Consider the following 23209-nt stretch of genomic DNA (forward strand, 5'->3'; position numbering starts at 1 on the left):
AAATACTATAATACATTGTAAGTTTTTTAAGCTAGAATGTCAACCTTCAGATTATATTTCCATAATAATAGGTAATATCATAGGCTTTCTTTTTGTTTTTTCGTAAAGATAATTTCTTAATTCATCCCTTACTCTTCCTTTTAAACTAGCCCAATCTGTAATATTCTTTTCCTCACATTCCTTTAAAACATTCTTAACTATTTCTTTAGCTTCATCCATTAATCCTTCTGATTCCCTTACATATACAAAGCCTCTTGAAATAATATCTGGACCAGCTATAACTTTTTGATCTTCTCTTGATATTGTCACTACTACTGTTAAAATTCCGTCTTGAGATAAATGCTTTCTATCTCTTAAAACAATATTTCCAACATCACCAACACCTAATCCATCAACAAAAACTTGACCTGCTGTAACATTGCCATTCTTCTTTATTCCATTTCTATTGACTTCAATTATTGCACCATTTTCAGGTATCAATACATTATTTTCTGATACTCCTACTGATACTGCAAGCTCACAGTGCTGCTTCAAATGTCTGTACTCACCATGTACAGGAATGAAAAATCTAGGTTTAACTAAACATAACATAAGTTTCAATTCTTCTTGACAAGCATGCCCTGATACATGAACTTCATCTAAAGATTTATAAATAACTTCTGCTCCCTTATGAAATAACTGATTTATTACTTTAGAAACAAGTTTTTCGTTTCCTGGAATAGGAGTTGCTGATAATATTACTGTATCTCCTTCAACTATTGCTACTTTTCTATGTTCTGCATTAGCCATTCTAGCTAAAGCTGACATTGGTTCTCCTTGACTGCCTGTTGTAATAATAACTACTTGGTTATTATTATATTTATTTATATTATCTATACTTACTAAAACATCATCTTCGCACTCTAAATAACCCAATTCCTTAGCAACAGCAACAATATTTTCCATACTTCTACCTGATACAGCAACTTTTTTATTTAAAGCTCTTGCAGCATCTAATATTTGCTGTATTCTATGAATATTAGATGCAAAAGTAGCTACTATTATTCTACCTTTCGCTTTTGAAAATAGCTTAAAGAGATTTTCACCTACAACTCTTTCTGACATTGTATATCCAGGCCTTTCAACATTTGTTGAATCTGCCATCATAGCTAATACTCCCTTTTTACCTATTTCAGCAAATCTCGCAAAATCCATAGGTACACCATCTATCGGAGTAAAATCCACCTTAAAATCTCCTGTATGCAGTACTACTCCAAGAGGAGTATGAATTGCAATTGCTACCGAATCAGCTATTGAATGATTAGTTTTAATAAATTCAACAGATACTGAATTTAATTTAATAACATCTCTTGGTTTAACTCTTATCAATTCTGTTGAGCTTAACAAGCCGTGTTCCTTAAGCTTTGTTTCAACAATACCAATTGTTAGTTTTGTACCATATACAGGTACATTTAATTGTTTTAAAACATACGGTAAGGCCCCAATATGATCTTCATGACCATGAGTTAAAAAAATCCCTCTAACTTTTTCTTTATTTTTTATAAGATAACTTACATCAGGTATGACTAAATCAATGCCATACATATCATCATCTGGGAATTTAAGTCCGCAATCTATAACAACAATATCATTTTTATATTCAATTGCAGTTATATTTTTACCAATTTCATTTATTCCTCCTAAAGGAATAATCTTAACTTTTGCTTTTTCGTGTTTCAATATGTCCCCTCCTTTTTATAATATATGTAATACAAAGGTGATCTTCTCTTAAGAGAGGCCATCCTTTATCTTATTATTCTGTTTTATCTATTTTTTACTCTGACATTTTCTACAAATTCCAAAAAACTTTACACTGTGATCTAATATTTGAAAGCCATAAGATCTTTCTACTTCTTCCTCTAATTCATCTAATAAATCATCTTGAACTTCAATTACACCTTTACATTCATTACAAACCAAATGATGATGTCTATGTCCTTCATTCTTTCTAACTAACTCATATCTACTACAGCCATCATTTAAATCAAGCTTACAAATCACACCTAGTTCTTCTAATAAAATTATTGTTCTATAAACAGTAGCAAGACCTATTTCAGGGCAGTTTTTCTTAACTTCATCGTAAATTTCTTCAGTAGTTAAGTGTTCTCCTTCGTTATCAATTATGGTATCTACTATAGCCCTTCTTTGAGGAGTTAACTTGTATCCTTTCTGTTTTAACTCTTCTTTTAAAACATTAAAATCTATAGTATTTGATTGTTCCATAAACAATACCCCTCCCTTTATTTCTTATTCTTCTGAAAAAATCGTATTATATGCTTCCTGTACAGCAGCCAATTCTACTTCATCATCTATAGGTACTAAAAGTTCATCCCCATCCTCATCTTTATCAACCTTTAAAGCAAATAAATCTTCTTCAGTATAATTATCATCATATACGATAACATATTCACTTTTTTCTTCTGTATCAGGATTTACCATATCAAAGAAAGCTACTACGTTTAGCTTTACTAAATTTCCTTCCTCATCATATAATTCCAATTGCTCTAAATCTTTATTCATAATCATTCTCCTTTTTTTAATTTTAGATTTATAATCAATGCTTGTCAATAATAATTTTCAATTAAGAATATAATATTATTTTTTACTAATTCTATCTAAATATCCTTGTAATATATATACAGCTGCTATTTTATCAACAATTTTTTTTCTTTTCTTTCTTGATAAATCAGCTTCTAACATTGCTTTATGGGCAGCCACAGTAGTTAATCTTTCATCCCACATTTGAACTTCAATATTTAATCTTTCTTTTAGAAGTTCAGAAAATTCTATAGCTTTTTCTCCTGCTTCTCCAATTGTTCCATTCATATTTTTAGGCATTCCTAAAACTATTATTTCAACCTTATATTCATCACAAATTTTTCTTATTTCTTCAATATCATTCTCTTTTTTTGTTCTTTTTATAGTTGTAACTCCTTGTGCCGTCCAACCTAATGGATCACTAACAGCAACTCCTATAGTTTTAGAACCTAAATCTAAACCTAATATCCTCATTTTTACTCCTTAAATAATATGAATTTTATAATTAAAGAGTGCCCTTTAACGGGCACTCTTTATTTTATTTCTAAATAAGATTTTATTACTTCTTCAAGAATTTCATCTCTTTCAAGTTTTCTTAGTAAAGCTCTTGCTCCGTTGTAGCTTGTAATGTAAGAAGGGTCCCCTGAAATAAGATAACCAACTAATTGGTTTATTGGATTATAACCTTTTTCTTTTAACGCATTATAAACATCGGTTAAAATTGATTTTGTTAAATCCTCTCTGTTGATGTTTAAATTAAATTGCATTGTTTGATCTAAGTTATTATTCATACAACTGCTGCTAATTGCAGCTCACCCCCTTACTTTATTTAGTTAGTAATATATAGTAATATTATCCCACTTTTTATATTATTTATTCCACTTAATAAATAATATGGACACTATTAACTCTAATTTAATTATAGACTAAATTTCCATATTTGTACACAATTTATTTTAATAATGCTTCTACAACTTCATATACCTTATTAATTCCATCTTTTATCGCTGCTGGATTTTTTCCACCGGCTTGAGCCATATCTGGTCTTCCGCCGCCACCTCCGCCAACAACCGAAGCAACTTCTTTTATTATCTTACCACAGTGAATTCCTTTATCTAACGAATCCTTTGTTGCCATTGAAACTAAATTTACTTTTCCGCCTACATTACTAAATAATACTACAACACCAGTTCCAATTTTGTTTCTTAGTTTATCTCCTAAATCTCTTAAAGAATTAGCATCAACCCCATCAATTTCATAAGCTATAACTTTTATTCCTTGAATATCTTTAGCAGAATCTAAAATATCATTTTCAGAACCTTGAGTTAACTTTTTCTTAAGTTCAGCTATTTCTTTATCTTTTTCCTTTAACTCAGAATTTAATTGAGATATTCTCTTTATAATATCCTTTTCTGAGCTTTTTAACATAGCACATACTTCTTTTAATAAATTTTGCTTTTCTTCCATATGCCTCATAGCATTTATGCCTGTAATTGCTTCAATTCTTCTTATACCTGCTGCTACACCTGATTCTGAAACTATTTTAAATAATCCTATTTCTCCAGAATTTATTACATGGGTTCCTCCACATAATTCCTTTGAAAACTCTCCTACACTTACAACTCTAACATCATCTTTATATTTATCATCAAATAAAGCCATTGCTCCTGAATTTTTAGCTTCTTCTAAGGTCATAACTTCTGTACCTACATTAAGAACTTCCATTATTTTATCATTTACTAGCTTTTCAATTTTTTCAATTTCTTCTAGTGATAAAGCTTGGAAATGTGAAAAGTCAAATCTTAATCTTTCATCATCAACATATGAACCTGATTGATTTACATGGCTTCCTAATACATCTTTTAAAGCCTTGTGAAGCATATGTGTTGCAGTATGGTTTCTTGCTATATTTTTTCTTCTTCTAGCATCTACTTTTAATGTTGCTTCTTGATTTGTCTTAATTTCGCCATTTAATACTTCTACATAATGAATAATCTTTCCACCAATATTATTTTTGGTATCATAAACAAAAGCTTCCCCTGTAGATGTAATAATATAACCTTTATCACCTACTTGACCACCCATTTCTGCATAGAATGGTGTTTTCTCAGTAACAATATAAGCCTTTTCTCCTTTGACTATCACTTCTTTAAACTCATTTTCATCTGCTAATAAAATAATATTTGATTTTAATTCTACCTTTCCATATCCATCAAATTTAGTGTTTACTGAAGATTCTATTTTATTTATAGGCTTTTCATCATTACCCATATATGAAGTTTCGCCCCTTGCACTTCTAGCTCTTTGTCTTTGTTCTTCCATTTCCTTTTTAAAGGCATCTTTATCAACCTTCATTCCCTTTTCTTCAAGAATTTCTTCTGTTAATTCAATTGGGAAGCCATAAGTATCATATAATTTAAAGGCCTTTTCTCCTTTAAGAATATTTTCCTTTGATGCTATCATTTCCTCAATATAATCACTTAAAATATTCATTCCCGAATCTATTGTTTCATTAAATCTCTCTTCTTCTAATGATACTATTTTTTCTATATATTCTTGTTTTTCTTCAAGGACCGGATATGCACCTTTATAATTTTCAACTACAGAAGCAACTATTTCTGTTAAGAATAAATCTTTTATTCCTAAAAGCCTTCCATGTCTAGCTGCCCTTCTTAAAAGTCTTCTTAATACATAGCCTCTTCCTTCATTGCTAGGTTGTACTCCATCAGAAATCATCATAGTAACTGATTTTACGTGATCAGTTATTATTCTTAAAGAAACATCCTTATCCTTATCTGCACCATACGCAACATTAGCAAGTTTTGATACTTTTCCTAAAATATTTTTTACAGTATCTATTTCAAAGATATTATCTACACCTTGCATAATTGTAGCAATTCTTTCTAATCCCATACCTGTATCAATATTTGGATGTTCTAATCTATTGTAATTTCCTTCTTCATCTTTATCAAATTGAGTAAATACCAAATTCCAAAATTCAACAATTCTATCTTCATCAGATGCTTTTAAGAAGTCCTCAACATTTGATATTGGACCTTCTCCTCTATCAAAATGTATCTCAGTACAAGGACCACATGGACCTACTCCAATTTCCCAGAAGTTATCATCTTTACCTAATCTAAAAATTCTCTTTGGATCAATATCTGTCTTTTTACTCCAAATATCAAAAGCTTCATCATCTTCTAAATAAATAGTTACATATAATTTATCCTTTGGAATCTGTAGTACTTCTGTTACAAATTCCCAAGCCCACGGAATTACTTCTTCTTTAAAATAATCTCCAAAGGAAAAGTTTCCTAGCATTTCAAAAAATGTACCATGTCTAGATGTTTTACCTACATTTTCAATGTCACCAGTTCTAATACATTTTTGACAAGTAGTAATCCTTTTTCTTGGCGGAGTTTCTAAGCCAGTAAAATATGGCTTAAGAGGCGCCATCCCAGCATTTATTAATAATAAAGATTTATCATTTTTAGGAACTAAAGAAAAACTTCCTAATCTTAAATGTTCTTTTGATTCAAAAAATTTCAAATATAATTCTCTTAATTCATTTGTTCCAATATATTTCACAATTTTCCCTCCATTTTTTAATCTAAAATATAAAAAAGCTTTCATCCCTAAAGAAAGGGACGAAAGCAATAGTTCCGCGGTACCACCCTAATTATGCAAAAATTTGCATCACTTAGTTAAAAAAGCTCCAAGATAGCTTCAATATATAATGCAAGAAGTTTACACCATCCACTTCCTCTCTGAATACACGCCTATATTTACTAGTTCTCTTCATCGCTATACAATATGAAATTTTTAAATAATTTCAAAAAAATTATAGATTATTTAAGTGTATATGTCAATTATTATTTAAAAGAGATAATCATTAATATCCTCATAAATAACTTTAATCATTACACCAATTGGTATAATAATTATCATTCCAATAAATCCACCTAATTTTTCTCCTAAAAGTAATAATATTATTATCATTAATGGATGCATATTGGTGCTGTCAGCAGTAATTTTGGGAGATAATATGTTACCTTCTATTTGTTGAATAATTGCCATTGCTATAACTGTCCATACAGCCTTTTCAGGCGATTCAATCAGAGCTATAAATATAGGAGGTATTGCCCCAATTATTGGTCCAAAATAAGGAATAATATTTAATACTCCATTAAAAATTCCAAGGATTATTGCAAACTTTACATTTAATATAAGTAAAACAATAGTTGTCAGCACTCCTATTATTAAGGATAATAATAGCTGACTGACAATATATCTTGATAATACCTTATCGAGATGACTAATTATTCTTTTGGCTACTATCCTTTTTTCTGTTGGTAAAATTAAAAGTATTTTATTGTATATTAATTCTCCATCAACTAAAAAATAATAAGTTACAATTGGAATAATTGCAAAGGAAACTAAACTCTCAAAAAAGTTTATAAGATAATCTAAAGCCTTTACAGAAAAGCTTCTTATAAATAAATTAATCTTTTCACTTATTTGCTCATATATTGTTTCAAAGGTTCTTGTATTTTCTAGATTTATTTTATATGCAAATTTATTTATATATTCATCAACATTATCAAGTATTTTGCCTATATTATGGCTTTCTTCAAATATTGAAGGTACTATTTTATATATAATTAAAATAAAGGACAATAAAATTAAGGTTAATATTATTATTGCTGATAATCTATGGGTTATTTTATATTTTTCACTTATTAAATAGGTTATTGGTTTTAATGCGTAAGCAAGTATTATCCCTGTTAAAATTAGATTAATAATACTGCTTATTGTTTCTAATTTTATATATAAGTATATAATTATTATAACAGGTAATATTATTGAAAGAGTCTTAAAAATATTTTTAATACTATCCTTCTTCATCATAATTCTTCCTTCTTGGAATACTTTTTAATCTAATTTCACCATTTCCATAATGCAATATAAAATCCTCTCCTAAAAGGCAATTTTTTATCAATAATATTTCTCGCCCTTTTATTATTCTGTCAAATAAACCTGAACTCATTATTAAACCTTTTATCATTAAAGTTTCTTTTTCAATTATTAAATCTTCTAATACCCCTTTAATTACATTTTTATTATCCTTTATTTCCATATCTTTTATACTCTTAAAAGAGACACCTGATTTTTCACTTAATTTTCTAGCAATAATAACTTCTTCAAAGGAAATAATATCAGAAGCTTTAACAAAATTTCTTTTACTAAAAAATATATAATTTGAAATAAATAACCCTTCAACTATACCTTTATAAAAATTAATGTATATATCATCTACAATCCCCAAGTACTTCCCCCTAGTGTCATAAACCTTTAACAAATTGAAATCCTTGGTCTTTAACATCTTCTTCTCCTTCCTTATTTAATAGATATTATTTCCTAAAATATAAAAAAAATTCCCATAAAATATTATGGGAATTTTTTTATAAGATTTCTTCAATTATTCCGCCGCCAACAACTATGTTTCCATCGTAAAATACAACTGATTGACCTTTTGTAATAGCTCTTTGTCTTTCCTTAAAGGATACTTTAACCCTTCCATCAGCTAAAGGAATTAATGTTGCCTCTGCAGGTCTTGCAGAATATCTAACTTTTGCCTGTACAGTAATTACTTTTTCTAACTTATCAAAAGGAATAAAATTATTTTCTTTAGAAATTAACTCTTTCTTAAAAATATCTTCTTCTGGTCCTAAAACCACCTCATTAGTTTTAGGATTAATAGAAGTTACATATACAGGTTTTCCAAGAGCTATTCCTAAGCCCTTTCTTTGACCAATAGTATAATAAACTATACCCTTATGCTTTCCTAATATATTTCCATTTTTATCGACAAAATTTCCTTCTTTTACTTCTCTAGGTCTTACTTTTGATATATACTTGCCATGATTATTATCTGGTATAAAGCATATTTCTTCACTATCTTTTTTGTTATGAACAGCCAAACCTATTTCTTTTGCAATTTCTCTAATTTTTACTTTTGTGTAATCTCCGCAAGGCATTAGAGTTTGACTTAATTGCTCTTGAGTAAAATTATATAAAGCATAAGTTTGATCCTTTGTATCGTCATCAGCCTTAATTAAGAGATATCTTCCATCTTCATTTTTTATAATTTTAGCATAATGACCTGTAGCTACATAATCTGCACCGATTTCTTTCGCCCTCTTTAAAAATTCATCAAACTTAATATGCTTATTACATTGAATACATGGATTAGGCGTTCTACCTTCTATGTATTCTTCCACGAAATTGTCTATAACTTTTTCTTTAAAGGAATCCTTAAAGTTTAATACATAAAAAGGAATCCCTAACTTATCTGCAACTCTTCTAGCATCTTCAACAGATGAAAGGGAACAACATCCTCCCTCTCTTTGTGTAAAATCTTCATCATCATCATCAAAATGCTTCATAGTTACTCCGATAACTTCATAACCTTGTTCTTTTAATAGATATGCAGCAACAGAGCTATCTACTCCGCCACTCATACCAACTACAACTCTTTTACTCATTTTTCCCTACTTTCTATAATTAATATTTTATTCTTATTTCTATAATTTTTCTCTTCATGGTGAAGAGGCACCTCTTATTCTTTCAATAATTGGAGGTAATACTTCTAAAACAATGTCTACATCTTCTTCTGTAGAATCATCTCCTAAGGTTAATCTTAGTGAGCCTTCTGCAGATGCTTTGGGTAATCCAATTGCAAGAAGGACATGAGATGGATTTAATGATCCAGAAGTACAGGCACTTCCACTAGAGGCACATATACCAGCAAAATCTAAGTTTAATATAATCGAATCTCCCTTTACATATTCAAACACAACATTTACATTTCCAGGAAGTCGCCTATCCCCTATTGGACCATTTAACTTGGTATTAGGTATTTTTAATAATCCATCTATAAGTTTATCTCTTAATTTTACTAAATGTTTACTATGTTCTTCTAAATTTTCCATTGCTAATTCAACGGCTTTTCCAAGGCCTACAATAGATGCTGTATTTTCAGTTCCTGCTCTTCTAGCCCTTTCCTGGCCACCACCATGAATTAAATTATCAATTTTTATTCCCTTTCTTATATAAAGGGCACCTACTCCTTTTGGGCCATAAATCTTATGTCCAGCTAAAGATAGTAAATCTATATTCATATCTTGTACATCTATTTTTACATTTCCTAAAGCTTGAACTGCATCTGTATGAAAGATAACACCCTTCTCTCTACATATTGATCCTATTTCTTTGATTGGCTGAATTGTACCTATTTCATTATTCGCAAACATTATAGATACTAAAATAGTTTTATCAGTAATAGAATTTTTTAGTTCTTCTAGGTTTACAAATCCCTCTTTATCCACATTTAAATAAGTAACTTCAAAACCATGCTTTTCCAGGAACTCACAAGTGTGCAACACCGCATGATGTTCTATCTTTGTAGTTATTATATGATTTCCTTTTTCCTTATTAGCGCTTGCGATTCCTTTAATAGCCCAGTTATCAGCTTCAGATCCTCCTCCTGTAAAATACACTTCGCTTGAAAGACAATTTAAAGCCTTCGCAACTCTATTTCTTGCTTTATCAAGTGCAATTTTTGTTTCTCTAGAAATACTATAAAAGGATGATGGATTACCGAACTTTTCTGTAAAGTAAGGCATCATTTCTTCAAGAACCTCATTTTTTACATAAGTAGTTGCAGCATAATCCATATAAACCTTTCTCATACTTATTCTCTCCTCTTAACTAATTTAATTTGTTGATTTAATTCATTCATTTTATTATAATCATCAACTATATCTTGAAGAGTAATACCTTGCATTACTTCGTCTATACTTTTTTTAATTTTCCCCCATAATAACCTTGTTGCACAAAAGTCCAAATTATTACAATCTGTTCCTTCTATACATTCAGCAATTTCCACTGGACCTTCTAGTATGTCCATTACATCTGCCACAGTTATATCTTTTGGATCTTTATTTAAAACATACCCTCCTTGGGCTCCTCTAATACTTTTTATCAATTTAGCTTTTCTTAAGGATGAAAATAATTGTTCCAAATAATACTCTGAAATCCCTTGCCTTTTAGAAATAGTTTTAATAGAAACCGGCTCACTTCCATAATGAATAGCAAGGTCAACCATAGCCTTTACCCCATATCTACCTTTTGTTGAAAGCTTCATTATTTATTCACCTTCTTTAATGTTGACTAATTTACTTGTATTTATATATTATCAAACGGGTATTCTAATGTCAATATTCTCTATTTCTCATAATCCGTTCAGATATAATAAACAAAGCAGCATTAATTATTTTTTATATTATCCCAATATTTTTTAATATTTTCCTCGAACTTATTATTCTGTGGTATATAATATTTTTTACTACTCAATTCTTTTGGCATATATTCCTGTTTTACATAATTATTACTATAATCATGAGGATATTTGTATCCAGAAACTCCTAGATTTTTGGCTCCACTATAATGAGCATCCTTTAAATGATTAGGAACGTCTCCTACATTTATATTTTCTAAATCAGAAATTGCCGAACTAATAGCTAAATATGCACTATTTGATTTAGGCAAGGTTGCTAAAAATATAGTTAATTCCGACAAAATTATTTGTGCCTCTGGCAGACCAGTTTTTAATGCTAACTCAATCCCAGAATTAACTACTGATAATGCATTAGGATAAGCCAATCCTATATCTTCAGCAGCAATTACTGAAATTCTTCTTATAATAGCCTGTAAATTACCACCCTTAATTAACCTTGCTAAATAGTGCACGGCTGCATCTGGATCACTTCCTCTTATACTTTTTTGAAATGCACTTAATAAATTGTAATATTCATCTCCAAAGGAATCAGATCTAATATGGGACTGCCCTAACCTTTGGATATATTCTATAGAAATATTAATCGTTGAACTCAACTGGGAATTAATGGCTAACTCTAATATATTATAAGCTTTTCTATAGTCTCCCTGAGAGATGTCGGCTATATATGATACAGCCTCATCTGTATATACTATATTCAAGTTATTTTCTTTAGCTCTTTCAATAGCCTTTATAATTCCTTCCATTATTTCTTCCCTTTTTAAAGGTTGGAACTGAAAAATGTTACACCTGCTTATTATAGCCTTATGCAATACAAAATAAGGATTTTCTGTTGTACTTCCTATTAAAGTTATTTTTCCATTCTCTATAAACTCCAATAAAGATTGCTGCTGTTTTTTAGAAAAGTGCTGTAACTCATCAATATAAATCACGACTCCATTATAACCTAACAAAGTATCTAGCTCTGAAGCTATATCTTGAATATCTTTAACAGATGCAGTTGTAGCATTTAATTTATAAAATTTCTTATCAACATAATTTGCCATTATATTTGCTAGTGTTGTCTTTCCTGTTCCTGGAGGTCCATATAATATGCAATTAGGAATTTTCTTATTAATTATTAAATTGTATAAAGGTTTCCCTTTGCCTATTATATGTTTTTGACCTATAAAATCATTTAAACTGTTAGGTCTCATTCTTTCTGCTAATGGTTTCATCCTTTGCCCTCCAATTTTATTTATCTAAACATTTCGCTTAATTCTTTAGCCTTTTCAAGATTTTCGTATTCAGTAAAGGACTTAATATAATAATTCTCCTTTTCTAAACTTAAGATAACTTCAACTGGAACATTTTCTCCTATAGCCTCATCACTGCCTTCCTCTTCACCTTCATGAACTTCTAAAGCTTCTGCCCTCATATTTAAAACTAAAGCAGCCTTATAAAGTCCATCTTTATCTTTACTGATATTTAGCATTTCACTGTTATACTCCTTTAATTCAAGTTCACCGATATATAGGCTATAAAACTCAACATAATTACAAATATAGAAATTTTTTTCACTTATATGTTTACTTACTTTTTCATCATAACCTTTATCATAAGATAAGACTAAATCAATAGTTTCTTTTATTTTTTCTTTTTCGGTTTTGCTTATTTCAGATTTATTAGATGAACAACTAACTAATAAAGTTATAGTAAAAATAATAATTAAGTATCTTAAAATATTTTTCTTCATAAATCCTCCCAATATATTTCATTCCTTTATATAATATCATATTTTAATTGTATATTAATATAAAAAAACTATATGCCAATAATTGTTGATTTATTAGCATATAGTTTTGATTTTTTTGTATTTGTATATTATTAGTTTATATATTTATTATTTTTGTTTGTTGTTTGACTTTTTAGCTTTCTTATTTCCTTCATATGCATTTATATACATTTGCTTAATTTCACTGAATAATGGATATCTTGGGTTTGCTCCAGTACATTGATCATCAAATGCTTGTTCTACCATTTCATCTAATGTTGCATAGAATTTATCTTCAGGTACTCCAGCTTCTTTTATTGATTTTGGCATACCTACTTTTTCTTTTAAATCATCAATTGCATTAATTAGTAATTGAACTTTTTCTTCTTCAGTGTTTCCACCTAATTGTAAGTAATCTGCAATTCTTGCATATCTCCAAGCTGCATTAGGATATTTATATTGTGCAAAAGCAGCTTGTTTAGTTGGTGCATTTTCAGCATTGAATTTTATTGTTTCATTTATTAATAATGCATTTGCAGTTCCGTGTGGTAAGTGATGGAATGCACCAAGTTTATGAGCCATAGAGTGACAAACACCTAGGAAAGCATTTGCAAACGCTAATCCAGCGATTGATGCTGCATGAGCCATTTTTTCTCTAGCTTTTACATTAGTAGTTCCTTCATTATAAGCTTGTGGTAAATATTTAAATACTAATCTTATTGCTTCTAATGCTAATCCATTTGTATATTCAGATGCCATTATTGAAACATAAGCTTCAATAGCATGAACTAATGCATCTATACCTGATGCTGCTGTTAATCCTTTAGGCATTGACATCATAAGTTCAGCATCTACAATTGCCATATCTGGAGTTAGTTCATAATCAGCTAGTGGATATTTTACTCCTGTTTCTTCATCTGTAATAACCGCAAACGGTGTTACTTCTGATCCAGTTCCTGCAGATGTTGGAATTGCAATCATCATAGCCTTTTGTCCCATAGTTGGGAATTTATAAATTCTCTTTCTTATATCCATAAATCTCATAGCTAAGTCTTCAAATCTTACTTCTGGATGTTCATACATTACCCACATGATTTTTGCAGCATCCATTGGTGATCCACCACCTAATGAGATAATCATATCTGGGTTAAAGGCTAACATTTCTTGTGCACCTTTCTTAGCACATGCTAGTGTTGGATCTGGTTCAACTTCTGTAAATACTCTGAATTCTATACCATATTTTTCTAATTCTCTAACTACCTTGTCAGTATATCCTAGTTTATCTAACATTCTATCTGTAACGATAAACGCTCTCTTCTTGTTCATTTCATGTAATTCTTTTATAGCAAATGGTAAACAACCGAATTTAAAGTATGTTTTTTCTGGAGCTCTAAACCAAAGCATATTTTCTCTCCTTTTTGCCACTGTTTTTACATTTAATAAGTGCATTGGGCCAACATTTTCTGAAACTGAGTTTCCTCCCCAAGATCCGCAGCCTAATGTTAATGATGGTGCTAATCTAAAGTTAAATAGGTCTCCAATAGCACCTTGAGATGCTGGCATATTTATTAAAGTTCTTGCTGTTTTCATAGCATCTTGGAATTTTTCAATTCTATCTTTTGAAGCAATTTCATTTGTGTATAGTACAGAAGTATGTCCCATTCCACCTTGAGCAATTAATTTAGCAGCTTTTTCTACAGCTTCATCATAGCTCTTAGCCTTGTACATTGCTAAAATCGGAGAAAGTTTTTCATGAGCATATGGTTCAGATAAATCTGTGGATTCAACTTCAGCAAGGATAATTCTTGCAGTCTTTGGAATAGTTATTCCTGCTAATTCTCCTATTTTCCATGGTGCTTGACCAACAATATTTGCATTTAATGCACCTTTATCATTTAATATTATGCTTCTAACCTTTTGAACTTCTTCACCTTTTAAAACGTACGCTCCTCTTGCAGCAAATTCTGCTTTTACTTCATCATATACTTTATCTAATACAATAACACTTTGTTCTGATGCACATATAACACCATTATCAAATGACTTTGATAATATTATAGAGTTAACAGCCATTTTTAAATGAGCTGTTTCATCAATTATTGCTGGTGTATTTCCTGCACCAACTCCAATTGCAGGTTTTCCTGATGAATAAGCAGCCTTAACCATTCCTGGTCCACCTGTTGCTAATATTAAATCTGCATGTTGCATTACTGCTTGTGATAATTCTAATGATGGCTCATCAATCCATCCAATTATTCCTTCTGGAGCTCCTGCTTTTACTGCTGCTTCTAAAACAATTTTAGCGGCTTCTATTGTAGATTTTTTAGCTCTTGGGTGTGGTGAAATAATAATTGCATTTCTAGTTTTAAGTGAAATTAATGTTTTAAATATTGCTGTTGATGTTGGATTAGTAGTTGGTACGATAGCAGCTATTACTCCCTTTGGTTCTGCAACTTTTGTAACACCATTTGTAAGATCTTCTTCAATTACTCCACAAGTTTTCATATCTCTGTATTGATTATAGATGTATTCAGCAGCGAAATGATTTTTTATTACTTTGTCTTCTGCTATTCCCATTCCAGTTTCTTCAACTGCCATTTTAGCTAATTTTATTCTATTATTATTAGCAGCTATAGCAGCTTGTCTGAATATTTCATCTACTTGCTCTTGAGTATAAGTAGCAAATTTTCTTTGAGCCTCTCTTAATTCTTCAAATTTCTTAGTTAATTCTTGCAAATTTGTAACTGCCATTTTCATTTCCTCCTAAAAATATATTGTACAAAAATTTTATACATTAAATTGTTATTTATTTATCAATCTCTTGTAAGTTCATTTTATTGCATTGTTTATTTTTTGTCAATCTTATTTTGGATTTTTTTTATTTTATTGATTGTTTTTGAAAAATATTAAAAATAGTGTAGGTTTGTGTTGTTTTTTAATAAATTTAATCCTTTACATTTATTAATTTTTGGTTATTTTTTTAACTATCTATGGTAGTATACATAAAAAAAGTTATTATACTAATTTATAGTATAATAACTTTCCTCAGTTTAATAATATCAATTAATATTTTCCGGTATTTTTATTCCTAATTTTGCTGCAATTTCTCTATTTATTTTTATACTCATATCATCTAAAGTTGAAATTTTAATTTCCGCAGGCTTTTTCCCTTCTAATATTTCAACAGCTTTAAATGCCGTTTCCTTTCCTAATTTAAAGTAATCTATTCCAATAGAGCATAGTCCCCCCACATCAACAACTGCTTCTTCAGCTCCTAAAATAGGGACATTATTTTCAACAGCAATTTTTCCAATTAAATCAAAGGCAGATGCAACAGTATTATCAGTCGGTGTATATAATGCATCTATACTCTTTATTACTGCAGTAAGATTTTGATTTATTTCATTTACGTTAGTAACACCAATTTCCTTAACTTCTATATTTAATTTTATAGCTTCCTCTTTTAAAGTTTCTACTTGAACTATAGAATTTGCTTCTGAAGTATTAAAAATTACACCTAATGTTTTAACTTCTGGTACCAGCTTTAATAATAACTGTAATTGCTTATCAATAGGAACCATATCTGAAACCCCAGTAAAATTTGTTCCAGAACTTTCCCAACTTTCTGCTATTCCTGCAGCTACTGGATCTGTTACTGCTGTAAAAACACTTGGTATTTCTTTAGTTGCGTTATATACTGCCTGAGCAGATGGTGTTGCTATCGCCAAAATCATATCTTTATCTTCAGATACAAATTTTTGAGCAATTGTCTGAGATGTAGCTGCATCTCCTTGAGCATTTTGATAATCGATAGTAATATTCTTACCATCTTCGTAACCTTTTTCTCTTAGACCTTCAATAAATCCTTCCCTCGCTAAATCTAGAGCTGGATGCTGAACAATTTGAGTTATTCCAATTTCTACTTTCTTATTATCTTTTATTGCTTCACCATTCTTTTGACAAGCAACAAAAGAACTCACACCTAACAGCCCTGCCAATAGCATAGCAATTTTTTTCTTTCCTACCATAATACAATCCTCCAATTTTACAATTTCTATCCTACCATTCTACTATTAAATAAATTTATTCTGAAATAATGCTATGAAAACCTAACATTATTTACATTCAGTTTAATACTTCTAAAGATAAATTATATAACAATATAATATTCTAATTGTATTATATTGTGATGAAAAATTACATTAATAATTTTTCATAAAAAGCAAGTTGCTACGCAAAATTAATAGCGTAACAACTTTTAATAATTAGTTAAATAAACTTCTGTCACTTAAACCTTCACTTACATTTGCTTTTTCAAATAGTTCCATAAGCTTCTTTGTGGTCAGTTCTTCTTTCTCTTTTTCTCCTACATCAAATAAAACTTTTCCTCCATGCATCATAAGTAATCTATTGCCTGTCTTTATAGCATGATTTAGATTGTGGGTTATCATTAATGTTGTAATTCCTGTATCTTTAACTATTTTTTCTGTAATCTCCATTATCTTCATTGATGTTTTAGGATCTAAAGCTGCAGTATGCTCATCAAGTAATAAAAGTTTTGGCTTTGACATCATTGCCATTAATAATGTTAAAGCTTGTCTCTGACCTCCTGATAATAAAGTAACTTTATTATAAAGTTTATCTTCTAATCCCAAACCAACTTCTTTTAATAGTTCCTTATAATAATCGATTCTTCTCTTATTTACACCAAAGGATAAGCCATAAGTTTTTCCTTTATTATCTGCAAGAGCTAAATTTTCTAATATTGTCATATTAGGAGCTATTCCTAAGGAAGGATTTTGAAACACTCTTCCTATTTCTCTTGCTCTTTTATATTCACTATCTCTAGTAACATCTTTACCATCTAATAATATCTGCCCTTCGTCACATTCAATAGTTCCAGCAATTATATTTAAAAGAGTTGATTTACCCGCTCCATTTGAACCGATAATAGAAATAAAATCACCTTTATTAACAGTTAAAGAAAAATCTGAAAAAACCTTATTCTCATTAATGGTATTTTCATTAAAGACTTTATGCAATGCTTGAATTTTTAGCATTTATATCACCACCTTCTTTAGAAATACCATTTGAACTATTGGACTTAGTAACCTTCATTGCTCTTTTATTTTTTTTGATACTTATAATATTTGAATTGAAACTTAAAGCTATAACTACTATTATTGCTGTCATTAATTTTAAATAGTTTGGATCTAAATTAAACTTCAAAGCCAAAGCAATTGCTAACTTATAGATTATTGATCCTATAATTACTAAAGTAGTTGTCTTTAATAATGTCAATTTTCTAAAAGCAGAAGTTCCTATAATTACTCCTGCAAGAGCCATTACTAAAATACCTGTACCCATAGTAACATCTGAAAATCCTTGATATTGAGCTGTAAGTGCCCCTGCCATTGCAATAAGACCATTACTTATCATTAAACCAATAATCTTAATAATGTCTTTATTTACTCCTAGAGTAGTAATAACCTGTTCATTATCCCCTAAGGCTATTAATAATTTTCCTAGTTTGGTTTTAAGGAATAAATCAAGAAGTAATTTTAACACTATAGCAATAGCAAATATAATATACACTTTATAATTATTATCAAAAATAATTTTTGTATTGAATAATGGCACATTAGATTTCCCCATTATCATTAAATTAATTGAGTAAAGTCCTGTCATAACTAAAATACCTGACATTAAGCTGCTTATCTTTAACTTAACATTTAATAAAGCTGATATTAGTCCTGCTAAAGCTCCTCCTATAGTAGCAACAGCTACTGCTATCCAAGGATTAACACCCTTAACTAATAAAGCAGCACAAATCGCTCCACCTAAAGGGTAAGTTCCATCAGTTGACATATCTGCTATATTCAAAATCTTAAATGTTATATAAACTCCCATTGCAACAATACCAAATAAAAGACCTTGTTCTAGTACATTAATAATTATATCCATTAATTAACGCCCCCAGTAACCTTATTGGCAATTTTATTAATATCCTCTGGTATTGTTATCCCTAACTTAGATGCAACGTCAGTATTTATTGTTATATTCATCTCACTTAATGTTGAAATTTCTATTTCTTCTGGTTTTTTACCTTCTATAATTTCAACTGCCTTATAAGCTGTTTCCTTTCCTAATTTAAAATAATCAATACCAATCGAACATAATCCACCAACACTAATGATCGCTTCTTCTGCCCCTAAAATTGGAACATTGTTCTCAAGAGCGATTTTTGTAACTAAATCATAAGCTGATGCAATAGTATTATCTGTTGGAGTATATAATGCATCTACTTTATCAATTACAGAAGTAAGGTTTTGATTTATTTCATTTACGTTTGTAACTCCAATTTCTTTAACTTCAATATTTAATTTTGCAGCTTCTTCCTTTAATTCATCAACTTGAACTACTGAATTGGCTTCAGAAGTATTAAAAACTACACCTAATGTTTTTACTTCTGCTACAAGTTCTAATAGTAATTCTAATTGCTTATTAACAGGTACCATGTCAGAAACACCAGTTAAATTTGTTTGAGAACTTGTCCAATCTTTAGCTATTCCTGCTGATATAGGATCTGTAACTGCTGTGAAAACTGTTGGTATTTCTTTTGTAGCATTATATACAGCCTGAGCCGCTGGTGTTGCTATTGCTAATATTAAATCTTTCTTTTCAGAAACAAATTTTTGAGCAATTGTTTGTGATGTCGCTGCATCTCCTTGGGCATTCTGATAGTCAATAACTATATTTTTTCCTTCTTCATAACCTTTTTCTTTAAGGCCTTCTATAAAGCCTTCCCTTGCTGAATCAAGGGCTGGATGCTGTACAAGCTGAGTTATTCCTATTTTCACATTTTCACCTTCACTTGAACTAGTTTCACTCTTTTGACATCCAATTAAACTTGTAGCTGTTATTAATCCAGCTAAAAATAAAGCTAATTTTTTTCTTCCTACCATATTGCTGTCCTCCTATTTCTTTTTTCAAAATCTCCAAGCTACTATTCTACATTTTTATTTTATTAAATAATTATATATTATATTGCTAATCTTAAAATAAGTTAACTAATATAATATTAGTTATATACACTTTTAGAGATTTTGATATTAAATTACTATTTTATAATATAATATTTATCCCATATTAGCATAACAATTTAAATTTGTAAATAAAAAAATTAACGATTTTATATAAAATCGTTAATTTTAAAATATCCTTTAATCAGGAATAGCTCTATGTCCAAGGCCTATTACTACTTCATTTAAATGCAATAAACCAACACTAAGAAAAATACACACTGTAATATGCTGACCTTTTCTTGCAATTCCTACCTTTCCACCAACACTTAAGCCGCTAGCCCTATTCCATACCTCCATCAAAGCATCCCTTGCCGCACCAACAACTGCCCCTTCATAAATATGTTCTTCTTTAACAACACCACTTCTTTTAGCTGCTACTAATGTACTTTCTAAAATTTTCAAGGTAGACTCATTAATATTTCCACCAATATTTACTGCTGTGGCTAAAACTCCTCTTTTTTTAAGATCATGCTTTAATTTTTCCTCTTCTTCTCTTGAGGAAATTGCCATTTTTATAGCGCATTTAGCAACATCAAGACTATTGCTTACCATTTGATCACCTTTTTCTTATTTTTTTACTAAATTATATTTCTCATTAAAATAATTATTTAATTTTTCTAAGGAATGGGTCAATATTTCCTTTTCTTCCTCTGTATGATTATCCATCATTGAGCTTATCATCTCTTCATGAAAGCCCTTATGATTTTCACAAGCAGCATGCCCCTTTTCTGTTAATTGTATCATTACTACTCTTCTATCTTCTTCTATTCTTCTTCTAGTTACATATCCTTTTTTTATAAGCTTATTTATTGCTGTTGTCAAAGTTCCTACAGTAATACCTAAATCTTGTGCGACTTCACTCATCATACTTTGTTCTTTTTTCCCAATACTCTCTATTATATGCATTTCTCTAATAGATAAATCTGAAAAATCACCTTTTCTTAGCATTTTCTCTTCTATTTCAAGTATATTATTAAAGATTTTAACAAGTAATTGATTAGCTACATCTTCTTTTCTTTTCATACTTAAATTATCCCATCCTTTTTATATATTTTCATTAGTTAATCATTTTCAATAATTCCTTTATATTATAATAAGCTAATCTAATAATAATTTCAATTACAACCTTTACTATTCAATGTTATTTATATAAAAATATTTTAAAAGGGACCATCAGGCCCCTTTTTTAGATAAGATTAAACGATAGAGCTGCAATTATAAGTCCTATTGTTAATATTACATAATAAAATTTCAATTCATCATGATAATCATATATTTTTGATTTTTCTATTCTTCCCTTCGGATACATTATTTCAATTTCATTACCTTCTTTATAATCTATATTATTTTCATAAACGGGCATAACTAATTTAATTTTTTCATCTTTATCTTCTACTTCTAATACCGGGTATAATGCAGGATTATATAATATATTTAAATTTGAATCTCTGTCAATAGAAACAAAACTTTCAAAACCAACTACTTTTGCTCTTTTAATTATATAATTTTTACTCTTTAAAATATTGTTGATTAATTTGATAAATGTAGAAACAGTAAGCAATACACTAAGAAAAATTAATAATAATCCCATATAAAATCCCCCTTGATTAATAAGATTTTTATTTATCCTTTATACTTATATTATATGATAAAATTTCTTAAAAGATATATTTCTTGTAATTTTTCATAACTTTGCAAGTTTCATTTCATTTTACTGATATTTTATTTGCTAATCTTGCAATTTTGTATTAATTCAATATCTCTCATTTTGCCCAAAATAATCAAATTTTTTAACAATATTATATACTATTAATAAATTATTTATTTTTCACATTCATACATTTATCTAATTTTTTATTAATAAATATAATATATAATATTATTAATGGAGGCTACATAAAATGAATTATTCAAAAGTAAAATTTGAAATATATACTTCTTCATACAATCTCAATTCCTTAAAAAGTTCCTTAAAAACCTTATTAATAGAATTTGATAAGGACTTTTATATATACGAGACTAAACTCCATTTTGATGATAATGAAAATTATAAAAGCTGTAACTCTTTTAAGCTCGAATTCATATGTAATAAGGATTTAGCTTTAGAAGTCATTACAATAATAAAAAAAATTATTAATGATAAATCACCTTACTTTAACATTATTCCAATTATTAATTAATTCTTGTTTACACAGAAATATGCCAGGTTTAATTAATAAACCCGGCATATTCCATATAATTATTATAATTAAATTTAATTTAAAGCTACTCCTGCACTTGCATAACCAGTTATAAAGAAGTTTAGAGTACTTGATACTGCTGTAAATACTAATAACAAGCGTGAATGTGCTGGTACAGGAACATTTAAATTTGATACTGTAAACCCTGTTGAAATGAAATTTTCTGGTACGGTTCCAGATAATAATGGAGATAATTGTACTACTGTACCTCTCAATGGTCTAAATATATTATTCGAAACATTATCTGTTCCTGTAGAAATATATAATAGAGCATTAATTGTAACATCTGCAGGAAGATCCACTTCATCCGCAGTACTAAAAAAGGCAGTAATTCCTGTTATTGTCCCATCTCTAGGAACAGAAAATGCCATATTTCTTAGTGCACCATTAGCATTAGTAGATAAGTCTATTAATCCCCCTGCCAATGTATCCACTGAAACAGAATTGCCAAAACCAATTAATCCTACTGTACGAGCTGAATTTAAAGCACCAGTTTCTAGGGTTACAGGAAGTCCCGATGCAAATGGGATTACCGCACCAGTACCTGGTAAGCCTTGTGGTCCTTGCGGTCCTTGTGGCCCTGCTGGTCCTTGTGGTCCTGCGACTCCTTGCGGTCCTTGCGGTCCTTGTGGTCCTTGTGGTCCTTGTGGCCCAGTTGGCCCCTGTGGTCCTTGCGGTCCTTGTGGCCCTTGAATTCCTTGCGGTCCTTGTGGTCCTGTTGGTCCTTGTGGTCCTGCCGGCCCTTGTAAACCTTGTGGTCCTGCTGGTCCTTGCGGTCCTTGTGCTCCTGTTGCTCCTTGTAATCCTCTTGGTCCCGTTGGTCCTTGTGGTCCTGTTGGTCCTTGTGGCCCCCTTGGTCCTCTTGGTCCCGGTTCACCTTGTGGCCCTCTTGGCCCTCTCGGTCCTGGTTCACCTTGTGGCCCTCTTGGCCCTCTCGGTCCTCTCTTACATTTTGGATCCGGCTTACATTCTAAATCATCTTTATCCATATTATGATCATGATTGGAAAATTCATATTCAAACTCTTCTAAATATTTATCAATATTCATTTTGTTCCTCCTCTTATTTTCTTAAGTTAACAAAAAATCACCTAAAGCTTTCATATAATACATATATATTCTAATATTTATTAAATGTTCTACTAATAAATTAACTAGCTATTACACAATTTAAAGAAAATTGATTAGAAGTA

General features: G+C 29.8%; 23 protein-coding genes and 1 other annotated feature. Of the genes, 1 reads left to right on the forward strand and 22 read right to left on the reverse strand.

What is annotated here, in order from left to right; all coding sequences use genetic code 11:
• Nucleotides 1–51 precede the first annotated feature (51 nt).
• The 21 genes from BEN51_RS05860 to BEN51_RS05960 form a co-directional block, all read right to left on the reverse strand.
• Nucleotides 52–1719 (reverse strand): ribonuclease J, encoded by a 1668-nt coding sequence (locus BEN51_RS05860; protein ID WP_119865146.1) that lies wholly within the window; start codon nucleotides 1717–1719, stop codon nucleotides 52–54.
• A gap of 87 nt (nucleotides 1720–1806) precedes the next feature.
• Nucleotides 1807–2262 carry a Fur family transcriptional regulator gene (locus BEN51_RS05865; protein WP_119865147.1) on the reverse strand — a complete coding sequence of 152 codons (456 nt, stop codon included), beginning with the start codon at nucleotides 2260–2262 and terminating at the stop codon, nucleotides 1807–1809.
• A gap of 24 nt (nucleotides 2263–2286) precedes the next feature.
• Nucleotides 2287–2559, reverse strand: coding sequence for a DUF1292 domain-containing protein (locus tag BEN51_RS05870; protein ID WP_119865148.1), 273 nt, complete (start codon nucleotides 2557–2559; stop codon nucleotides 2287–2289).
• A gap of 75 nt (nucleotides 2560–2634) precedes the next feature.
• Nucleotides 2635–3051, reverse strand: a complete 417-nt coding sequence (gene ruvX / locus BEN51_RS05875; protein ID WP_119865149.1) for a Holliday junction resolvase RuvX — start codon at nucleotides 3049–3051, stop codon at nucleotides 2635–2637.
• A 59-nt stretch (nucleotides 3052–3110) separates the two neighbouring features.
• On the reverse strand, nucleotides 3111–3368 hold the full coding sequence (locus BEN51_RS05880; protein WP_119865150.1) for an IreB family regulatory phosphoprotein: 258 nt from the start codon (nucleotides 3366–3368) through the stop codon (nucleotides 3111–3113).
• Between the two features lie 160 nt (nucleotides 3369–3528).
• The gene (gene alaS / locus BEN51_RS05885; protein ID WP_119865151.1) at nucleotides 3529–6168 is read right to left on the reverse strand and encodes an alanine--tRNA ligase; all 2640 of its coding nucleotides are present in this window, start codon (nucleotides 6166–6168) and stop codon (nucleotides 3529–3531) included.
• Nucleotides 6169–6220: 52 nt separating this feature from the next.
• Nucleotides 6221–6391, reverse strand: a binding site (T-box leader).
• Between the two features lie 65 nt (nucleotides 6392–6456).
• Nucleotides 6457–7488: an AI-2E family transporter gene (locus BEN51_RS05890; RefSeq protein WP_119865152.1), complete on the reverse strand. Its 1032-nt coding sequence runs from the start codon at nucleotides 7486–7488 to the stop codon at nucleotides 6457–6459.
• Nucleotides 7472–7963 carry a PRC-barrel domain-containing protein gene (locus BEN51_RS05895; RefSeq protein WP_119865153.1) on the reverse strand — a complete coding sequence of 164 codons (492 nt, stop codon included), beginning with the start codon at nucleotides 7961–7963 and terminating at the stop codon, nucleotides 7472–7474. Before BEN51_RS05895 ends, BEN51_RS05890 begins: the two co-directional genes overlap by 17 nt.
• 79 nt (nucleotides 7964–8042) lie before the next feature.
• Nucleotides 8043–9125, reverse strand: coding sequence for a tRNA 2-thiouridine(34) synthase MnmA (gene mnmA, locus BEN51_RS05900; RefSeq protein WP_119865154.1), 1083 nt, complete (start codon nucleotides 9123–9125; stop codon nucleotides 8043–8045).
• Between the two features lie 54 nt (nucleotides 9126–9179).
• Nucleotides 9180–10331: a cysteine desulfurase NifS gene (gene nifS / locus BEN51_RS05905; protein WP_119865155.1), complete on the reverse strand. Its 1152-nt coding sequence runs from the start codon at nucleotides 10329–10331 to the stop codon at nucleotides 9180–9182.
• 2 nt (nucleotides 10332–10333) lie between these two features.
• Nucleotides 10334–10786, reverse strand: coding sequence for an RrF2 family transcriptional regulator (locus BEN51_RS05910; RefSeq protein ID WP_119865156.1), 453 nt, complete (start codon nucleotides 10784–10786; stop codon nucleotides 10334–10336).
• A gap of 122 nt (nucleotides 10787–10908) precedes the next feature.
• Nucleotides 10909–12156 carry a replication-associated recombination protein A gene (locus BEN51_RS05915; protein ID WP_119865157.1) on the reverse strand — a complete coding sequence of 416 codons (1248 nt, stop codon included), beginning with the start codon at nucleotides 12154–12156 and terminating at the stop codon, nucleotides 10909–10911.
• 20 nt (nucleotides 12157–12176) lie between these two features.
• A complete protein-coding gene (locus tag BEN51_RS05920) occupies nucleotides 12177–12674 on the reverse strand; it encodes a hypothetical protein (RefSeq protein WP_119865158.1) in 498 nt (165 codons plus the stop codon).
• Nucleotides 12675–12821: 147 nt separating this feature from the next.
• A complete protein-coding gene (adhE, locus tag BEN51_RS05925; protein ID WP_119865159.1) occupies nucleotides 12822–15443 on the reverse strand; it encodes a bifunctional acetaldehyde-CoA/alcohol dehydrogenase in 2622 nt (873 codons plus the stop codon).
• 308 nt (nucleotides 15444–15751) lie between these two features.
• Complete coding sequence (locus tag BEN51_RS05930) at nucleotides 15752–16720, reverse strand: ABC transporter substrate-binding protein (protein WP_119865160.1); 969 nt, start codon at nucleotides 16718–16720, stop codon at nucleotides 15752–15754.
• A gap of 237 nt (nucleotides 16721–16957) precedes the next feature.
• Nucleotides 16958–17752: an ABC transporter ATP-binding protein gene (locus BEN51_RS05935; protein WP_119865161.1), complete on the reverse strand. Its 795-nt coding sequence runs from the start codon at nucleotides 17750–17752 to the stop codon at nucleotides 16958–16960.
• On the reverse strand, nucleotides 17727–18656 hold the full coding sequence (locus BEN51_RS05940; protein WP_119865162.1) for an ABC transporter permease: 930 nt from the start codon (nucleotides 18654–18656) through the stop codon (nucleotides 17727–17729). Before BEN51_RS05940 ends, BEN51_RS05935 begins: the two co-directional genes overlap by 26 nt.
• On the reverse strand, nucleotides 18656–19657 hold the full coding sequence (locus BEN51_RS05945; RefSeq protein WP_119865163.1) for an ABC transporter substrate-binding protein: 1002 nt from the start codon (nucleotides 19655–19657) through the stop codon (nucleotides 18656–18658). The genes BEN51_RS05940 and BEN51_RS05945 overlap by 1 nt, the downstream gene beginning before the upstream one ends.
• Nucleotides 19658–19915: 258 nt before the next feature.
• Nucleotides 19916–20329 (reverse strand): HutP family protein, encoded by a 414-nt coding sequence (locus BEN51_RS05950; protein ID WP_119865164.1) that lies wholly within the window; start codon nucleotides 20327–20329, stop codon nucleotides 19916–19918.
• Nucleotides 20330–20344: 15 nt separating this feature from the next.
• A complete protein-coding gene (locus tag BEN51_RS05955; protein ID WP_119865165.1) occupies nucleotides 20345–20800 on the reverse strand; it encodes a MarR family winged helix-turn-helix transcriptional regulator in 456 nt (151 codons plus the stop codon).
• A 163-nt stretch (nucleotides 20801–20963) separates the two neighbouring features.
• Nucleotides 20964–21368 carry a hypothetical protein gene (locus BEN51_RS05960; protein WP_119865166.1) on the reverse strand — a complete coding sequence of 135 codons (405 nt, stop codon included), beginning with the start codon at nucleotides 21366–21368 and terminating at the stop codon, nucleotides 20964–20966.
• 310 nt (nucleotides 21369–21678) lie between these two features.
• On the opposite strand from BEN51_RS05960, the gene BEN51_RS05965 reads away from it, so the two are divergent.
• Nucleotides 21679–21957: a hypothetical protein gene (locus BEN51_RS05965; RefSeq protein ID WP_119865167.1), complete on the forward strand. Its 279-nt coding sequence runs from the start codon at nucleotides 21679–21681 to the stop codon at nucleotides 21955–21957.
• Between the two features lie 74 nt (nucleotides 21958–22031).
• On the opposite strand, the gene BEN51_RS05970 is transcribed toward BEN51_RS05965, so the two are convergent.
• Nucleotides 22032–23066 (reverse strand): exosporium glycoprotein BclB-related protein, encoded by a 1035-nt coding sequence (locus BEN51_RS05970; protein ID WP_119865168.1) that lies wholly within the window; start codon nucleotides 23064–23066, stop codon nucleotides 22032–22034.
• Nucleotides 23067–23209: the final 143 nt, after the last annotated feature.

The organism is Clostridium isatidis, assembly GCF_002285495.1.
In the GTDB taxonomy this organism is placed as follows: domain Bacteria; phylum Bacillota; class Clostridia; order Clostridiales; family Clostridiaceae; genus Clostridium; species Clostridium isatidis.